General features: G+C 71.7%; 6 protein-coding genes. 3 read left to right on the top strand and 3 right to left on the bottom strand.

The features are described from left to right. Nucleotides 1–730 precede the first annotated feature (730 nt). From IE318_RS33810 to IE318_RS33800, 3 genes are all read left to right on the top strand, one after another. Nucleotides 731–1,717, top strand: coding sequence for a heme o synthase (locus IE318_RS33810; protein ID WP_078917495.1), 987 nt, complete (start codon nt 731–733; stop codon nt 1,715–1,717). Nucleotides 1,718–1,832: 115 nt separating this feature from the next. Next, nucleotides 1,833–2,165: a hypothetical protein gene (locus IE318_RS33805; RefSeq protein WP_189906485.1), complete on the top strand. Its 333-nt coding sequence runs from the start codon at nt 1,833–1,835 to the stop codon at nt 2,163–2,165. Nucleotides 2,166–2,272: 107 nt separating this feature from the next. Beyond that, nucleotides 2,273–3,379 carry an amidohydrolase family protein gene (locus tag IE318_RS33800; RefSeq protein WP_189906484.1) on the top strand — a complete coding sequence of 369 codons (1,107 nt, stop codon included), beginning with the start codon at nt 2,273–2,275 and terminating at the stop codon, nt 3,377–3,379. Between the two features lie 71 nt (nt 3,380–3,450). Here the strand turns inward: IE318_RS33800 and IE318_RS33795 are convergent, their stop codons facing one another. The 3 genes from IE318_RS33795 to IE318_RS33785 are packed head-to-tail and all read right to left on the bottom strand — an operon-like array spanning nt 3,451 to nt 6,301. After that, nucleotides 3,451–4,461, bottom strand: coding sequence for a COX15/CtaA family protein (locus tag IE318_RS33795; RefSeq protein WP_189906482.1), 1,011 nt, complete (start codon nt 4,459–4,461; stop codon nt 3,451–3,453). Between the two features lie 56 nt (nt 4,462–4,517). Then, the gene (locus tag IE318_RS33790) at nt 4,518–5,327 is read right to left on the bottom strand and encodes an ABC transporter permease (protein WP_030182264.1); all 810 of its coding nucleotides are present in this window, start codon (nt 5,325–5,327) and stop codon (nt 4,518–4,520) included. Then, nucleotides 5,324–6,301: an ABC transporter ATP-binding protein gene (locus tag IE318_RS33785; protein ID WP_229903920.1), complete on the bottom strand. Its 978-nt coding sequence runs from the start codon at nt 6,299–6,301 to the stop codon at nt 5,324–5,326. The genes IE318_RS33790 and IE318_RS33785 overlap by 4 nt, the downstream gene beginning before the upstream one ends. Nucleotides 6,302–6,310: the final 9 nt, after the last annotated feature.

The raw sequence follows: 6,310 nt of genomic DNA, 5'->3' as shown, positions 1-6,310 counted from the left end.
TCTGTACGGCATCGGCGGCCAGGACGCGCGCGGTGTCCACCGCACGCTGGTCCAACTCGGTCCACTCGAGGTCTGTGGTGGTCGGCTTGGTGCTCACCCTGGGTCAGGGCTCCTCTCCACATGTCGGATGCCGGCACACGTGAGCGCGCACCGGCTGCCGGCGTTTCTCGCGTCGGCCGGCCGTTGCTGAGCCTACCCCCGTAAGGACGTGCATTTTTTCGAGTCATTCCAGACTGCCGGGAGTCTCCGAAATCCGCCTCCCGACTGGCCGGGACCATATTCGGCAACTGAATACGCAGCCGCTCATCCGATCGCTCAATCGAGCTGTCACGCGCCCGTCGGAAGGGTGCCGGAAGAGTGCCGGAAGAGTGTCGAAAGGGCGTCGGGAGAGGGGCCGGAAGGGTGTCGGGAGGGATGCCGGAAGGTGTCGGAAGCTCGTGTGGAAGGTGTTCCGAAAGACTGTTCCCTTCGCCATTGCGAAAGCCCGTCCCCGCGCCGTTCCTGTCCCCCCTTCCTGTCTGCGTTCCTGTCTCCGTGCCGACGGGGCCGTCCGATTTCGCCGTTCCGGCGGTTCGCGCACCCGCCGCGGGGCCCGTCGCCGGGGCCCCGGCCAACACGACCCGACCCCCGCGAAGGCCGGGGTCTGGGCAACGTCTACAGTGGCGTGGTACGCGCGAGCCTTTACCGAGAGTTCACAGGGTGGGGGTTCGCTGGGATGTCTCTGTCAGGGGTGTGCGTGACGGCCGTCGAATCCCGTCCTGGGGGTACCTCCCAGGCCCTTCAGGCTCTGGGGGAGGGAGTACTCGGTGCAGGCCAGAGCCCGAGCCACCGGCCGTTCGGGGCCCGTGTCAAGGCGTTCGTGGCGTTGACCAAGCCGCGGATCATCGAGCTGCTGCTCATCACCACCGTTCCGGTGATGTTCCTGGCGCAGCAGGGCGTGCCCGACCTCAAGCTGGTGCTGCTGACCTGCGTCGGCGGCTACCTGTCCGCGGGCGGCGCCAACGCGCTGAACATGTACATCGACCGTGACATCGACGCGCTCATGGACCGCACCTCGCAGCGCCCGCTGGTCACCGGGATGGTCAGCCCCCGCGAGTGCCTGGTCTTCGGCATCACCCTTGCGGTCGTCTCGACGCTGCTGTTCGGTCTCACCGTCAACTGGCTGTCGGCGTGGCTGTCGCTCGGAGCGCTCCTCTTCTACGTCGTCGTCTACACGATGATCCTCAAGCGGCGTACGTCGCAGAACATCGTCTGGGGCGGCATCGCCGGCTGCCTGCCGGTGCTCATCGGCTGGTCGGCCGTCACGAACTCCATGTCGTGGGCGCCGATCGTCCTCTTCCTCGTGATGTTCTTCTGGACGCCGCCGCACTACTGGCCGCTGTCCATGAAGGTCAAGGAGGACTACGCGCGCGTGGGCGTGCCGATGCTCCCGGTCATCGCCTCCAACAAGGTGGTCGCGCGGCAGATCGTCATCTACAGCTGGGTGATGGTCCTGGTCTCCCTGCTCCTGACCCCGCTCGGCTACACGGGCTGGTTCTACACGGTGGTCGCGCTCGCGGCCGGCGGCTTCTGGCTCTGGGAGGCGCACGGGCTGCAGAACCGGGCCAAGGCCGAGGTGACCGGCGCGAAGCTGAAGGAGATGCGGCTGTTCCACTGGTCGATCACCTACGTGTCGATCCTCTTCGTCGCGGTCGCGGTGGACCCCTTCCTGCGCTGAGTCCCGGTGGGTCCCTTCCTGCGCCGGGACGACCGCTTGTGACGGGCGGGGTGCGTGGTCAAGGCCACGCACCCCGCCCGTCGCCGTTCGAGCTACCCGTCGGTAGGCTCCTGCCATGGCAGACACGCAGCAGGTTGACCCCAAGGCCGAGCGCAAGGCCACCCGCCTCGCCCAGCGGATCGGCTCCTTCTCCAAGGCCCACGGCGGGGCCGAGGGCCAGGTCGCGTACATCGGGCAGCGCGGCGCCCGGATCGTCCTCGTGGGCGAGGACGGCACCTGGGGCGACATCGTGGCCCCCACGTACGCCATCGCCGAGGAGGCCGTGCGGAAGTCCGGGATCACCGTTCACGAGTCGTTCGACGGCGAGGTCGCGGCCAAGGTGAAGACGGGCCCCTACGAGTGGTCCCGCATGGCGGGCATCCAGCTGGGCGGCCCGAGCAACCGCTGAACGCGGCCCGGGCAACCGCTGAACAAGGACGCCGGGCGAGCAACACCTGAGAGCCGGTTCACCCGTTAGGCCCCGTGGAGGAAGCGGTCCACCCACGGGAGAACCGGATGATCGAGACGCCGTCCCTCGTGGACCAGTACTGCCACGGCGTGCTGAGAACGGAGCTGGGCCTCGGCACCTTCGAGGCCCAGCTGGCCCGGACCGAGGGCCCGCCCGCGCCCGGCACCACCCTCTTCGACACCCAGACCGGCTTCGCGGTACGCCGCTGGTGCCCCCCGCTGCTCGGCCTGGAGCCGCACTGCCCGCCCGCGCGCTATCTCGCCCGGCGCCGGGAGCTGGGCGTCCTGGAGGCCGGCCGCAGACTGCTGCGCGGCAGCGGCATCACGACGTACCTCGTCGACACCGGGCTGCCCGGTGACCTCACCGGTCCGGGCGAGATGGCCTCGGCGGGCGGCGCGGCCGCCCACGAGATCGTGCGCCTGGAACTCCTCGCCGAGCAGGTCGCCGACACCTCCGGCACCGTCGAGTCCTTCCTCGCCAACCTCGCCGAGTCGGTGCACGGCGCCGCCGCGCACGCCGTCGCCTTCACCTCCGTGGCGGGCGTACGGCACGGGCTGGCGCTCGCGCCCGAGCCGCCCGGACCGGGGGAGGTGCGGGGCGCCGCGGGCCGCTGGCTGGCCGGGCGGCGGGTCGGCGGGGAGCTGAGCGATCCGGTGCTGCTGCGCCATCTGCTGTGGATCGCGGTGGCCTCCGGGCGGCCCCTCCAGCTGCACGCGGGGCTCGGCGAGCCGGGCCTGCGCATCGACCGCACCGATCCGGTGCTGCTCACGGACTTCGTACGGGCGACGGCGGGCCTGGGCACGGACCTCGTCCTGCTGCACGGCTACCCCTACCACCGCCACGCCGCCCACCTCGCCGGCGTCTTCCCGCATGTGTACGCAGACTCGGGCGCCGCCCTGGTGCGCACCGGGGCCCGGGCCGCCACGATCCTCGCCGAGATCCTGGAACTCGCCCCCTTCGGCAAGATCCTCTTCTCCAGCGGCGCGCATGGACTGCCCGAGCTGCACGTGGTGGGGGCCCGTCTGTTCCGCGAGGCGCTGGCGAGGGTGCTCGGCTCCTGGGTCGCGGAGGGCGCCTGGTCGCCGGGGGACGCGCAGCGGGTCGCGGGGATGGTGGCGGCGGGGAACGCGCGGCGGGTGTACGGGCTGGAGTGACCCCTCAAGGGCGCGGCCCGCTCCTGCCCTGCCGGGGCGGGGGCCGGGGCCCGGGCCCCGGGCCCCGGGCTCTACGCCTTGGCCAGGGAGGCGGCTTCGGCGGGCTGCCCCGGAAGGCCGGTCACCGCCTCGGGCCGCTCACGCAGCGACAGCAGCACCCGCAGCACCCCGATCCACATCAGGCACGAGCCCAGCATGTGCAGGCCGACCAGGAACTCGGGAAGGTGCGTGAAGTACTGCACGTAGCCGATGACGCCCTGGCCGAGCAGGATCAGGAACAGGTCCCGGGTGCGGCTCAGCGGCCCCTTCGGCGCGTCCACGGCCTTCAGCACGAACCACAGCGCGAACGTCAGCGTCACCACGATCCAGGCCAGCACCGCGTGCAGCTTGGCGACCGTCTCCCAGTCGATCGGGATGCGGGCCACCTCCTTGGAGTCGCCCGCGTGCGGGCCCGCCCCGGTCACCACCGTGCCCACGGCGATCAGCAGGCCGCTCGCCGCGACCAGGAACCACACCAGCTGCTGCACCGCCTTGCCGACCAGCGGACGCGGTGCCGTGTCACCCTCGCGGGAGCGCTGCCACATCACCGTGGCGACCGTGATCAGCGCCGTGGACAGCAGGAAGTGGGCCGCCACGGTGTAGGGGTTCAGGCCGACGAGGACCACGATGCCGCCGAGCACCGCGTTGCCCATGACGATCCAGAACTGCCACCAGCCCTGGCGGGTCAGGCTGTGCCGCCACGGCTTCTGCGAGCGCGCGGCGATGATCGCCCAGCCGACGGCGGCGCACAGCACGTACGTCAGCATGCGGTTGCCGAACTCGATCACACCGTGGAAGCCCATGGCCCGGGTGGTGGTCAGCGAGTCGTCGGTGCAGGTGGGCCAGGTCGGGCAGCCCAGGCCCGAGCCGGTCAGGCGGACGGCGCCGCCGGTGACGACGATGACGACCGCCATGGCGAGCGCGGCGAAGGCCGCCCGCTGGACGGTCCGCGGGTGCGGGGTCCAGCGTTCGGCGATGAAGGCGAGCGGGTTGCGCACGACGGACACGGCGTCGTCGCGGGTCAGCTTTGGCACGCGGTCCATCGTAGGGCGCCGCTTGTGCACGCGTTCACGAGGGTCCATCGGATGCCTCTCGGTCCCTACTCCCAGCGGAAGAGCTTTCCGGCGGCGGCCAGCCCCACGACCGCCCACACGGCGAGGATCCCCAGGTCGCCCCACGGCATCCCGGCGCCGTGCTGGAGCACGTCCCTGAGGCCGTCCGAGAGGGCGGAGATCGGCAGCAGGCCGAGCACGTCCTGCGCCGCCGACCCGAACTTCTCCAGCGGCACGATCACGCCGCCGCCGACGAGCAGCAGCAGGAAGACCAGGTTGGCGGCGGCCAGCGTCGCCTCGGCCTTGAGCGTGCCCGCCATCAGCAGGCCGAGGCCCGAGAACGCGGCCGTGCCGAGGACCAGCAGGAGCAGGACGGCGAACGGGTTGCCGTGCGGGGACCAGCCCAGCGCGAAGGCGATCACGGTCAGCAGGACGACCTGGAGGACCTCCGTGACCAGCACCGACGCCGTCTTGGCGGTCATCAGGCCCCACCGGGGCAGCGGCGAGGAGGCCAGCCGCTTCAGGACGCCGTAGCGCCGCTCGAAGCCCGTGGCGATGGCCTGTCCCGTGAACGCCGTCGACATCACGGCGAGCGCGAGGATGCCGGGGGTGAGGAAGTCCACGGCCTTGCCGGCGCCGGTGTCCACGATGTCCACGGAGCTGAACAGCGCCAGCAGCAGCGTCGGGATCACGACGGTCAGCAGCAGCTGCTCGCCGTTGCGCAGCAGCATCTTCGTCTCCAGCGCCGCCTGCGCCGCGATCATGCGGGGGAGCGGGGCCGCGCCGGGGCGTGGGGCGTAGGTGCCGGTGGGCGTACCGGCGGGGGTGCCGGCGGACGTGCCGGTGGTGGTGGTCACGAGCGCAGCTCCTTGCCCGTCAGCTCCAGAAAAACGTCCTCCAGGGTGTGCCGTTCGACGGAGATCTTCTCCGGCATCACCCCGTGCTGCGCGCACCACGACGTCACCGTGGCGAGCAGCTGGGGGTCGACCTTGCCGACGACCCGGTACGAGCCCGGCGTCAGCTCGGCGGCGGTGCTGTCGGTGGGCAGCGCCTTGAGCAGGGAGGCGACGTCCAGGCCGGGCCGGCCGGTGAAACGCAGGGTGTTCTCCGCTCCGCCGCGGCACAGCTCCTCCGGGGAGCCCTGGGCGATGACCCGGCCGGCGTCGATCACGGCCACGTCGTCGGCGAGCTGCTCGGCCTCCTCCATGTAGTGCGTGGTGAGGATCACGGACACCCCGTCGGCACGCAGGTCGCGCACCAGGTCCCAGGTGGCGCGGCGGGCCTGCGGGTCGAGTCCGGCGGTCGGCTCGTCGAGGAAGACGAGCTCGGGCCGGCCCACCACGGCCATGGCGAGCGCGAGCCGCTGCTGCTGCCCGCCGGACAGCCGGCGGTAGCCGGTGCGCCCGCAGCTGCCCAGACCCAGCCGCTCGATCAGCTCGTCCACGTCCAGCGGGTGGGCGTGCAGCTTGGCGACGTGCCGCAGCATCTCGTCGGCCCGGGCGCCCGAGTAGACGCCTCCGGACTGGAGCATGACGCCGATCCGGGGCCGCAGCTCGGCGGACTGTCTCACCGGGTCCAGGCCCAGGACGCGCACCGTGCCGGAGTCCGGCCTGCGGTACCCCTCACAGGTCTCGACCGTGGTCGTCTTGCCCGCACCGTTGGGACCGAGCACGGCGGTCACGCCCGCCCGGGCCACCAGGTCGAGGCCGTCCACCGCGGTCTTCGTGCCGTACCGCTTCACCAGGGACCGGACCTCGACGACCGGGTGCGACGCGAAGCGTCTCCCTGCGGGGTGGTGGTCGGGAGACGGGCGGGCGGGCTCACTTCGCATGGGTCCAGA

This window comes from Streptomyces spiralis, assembly GCF_014654675.1.
GTDB classification, from domain to species: domain Bacteria; phylum Actinomycetota; class Actinomycetes; order Streptomycetales; family Streptomycetaceae; genus Streptomyces; species Streptomyces spiralis.
This window is presented reverse-complemented; position numbering and strand designations above follow the sequence as displayed.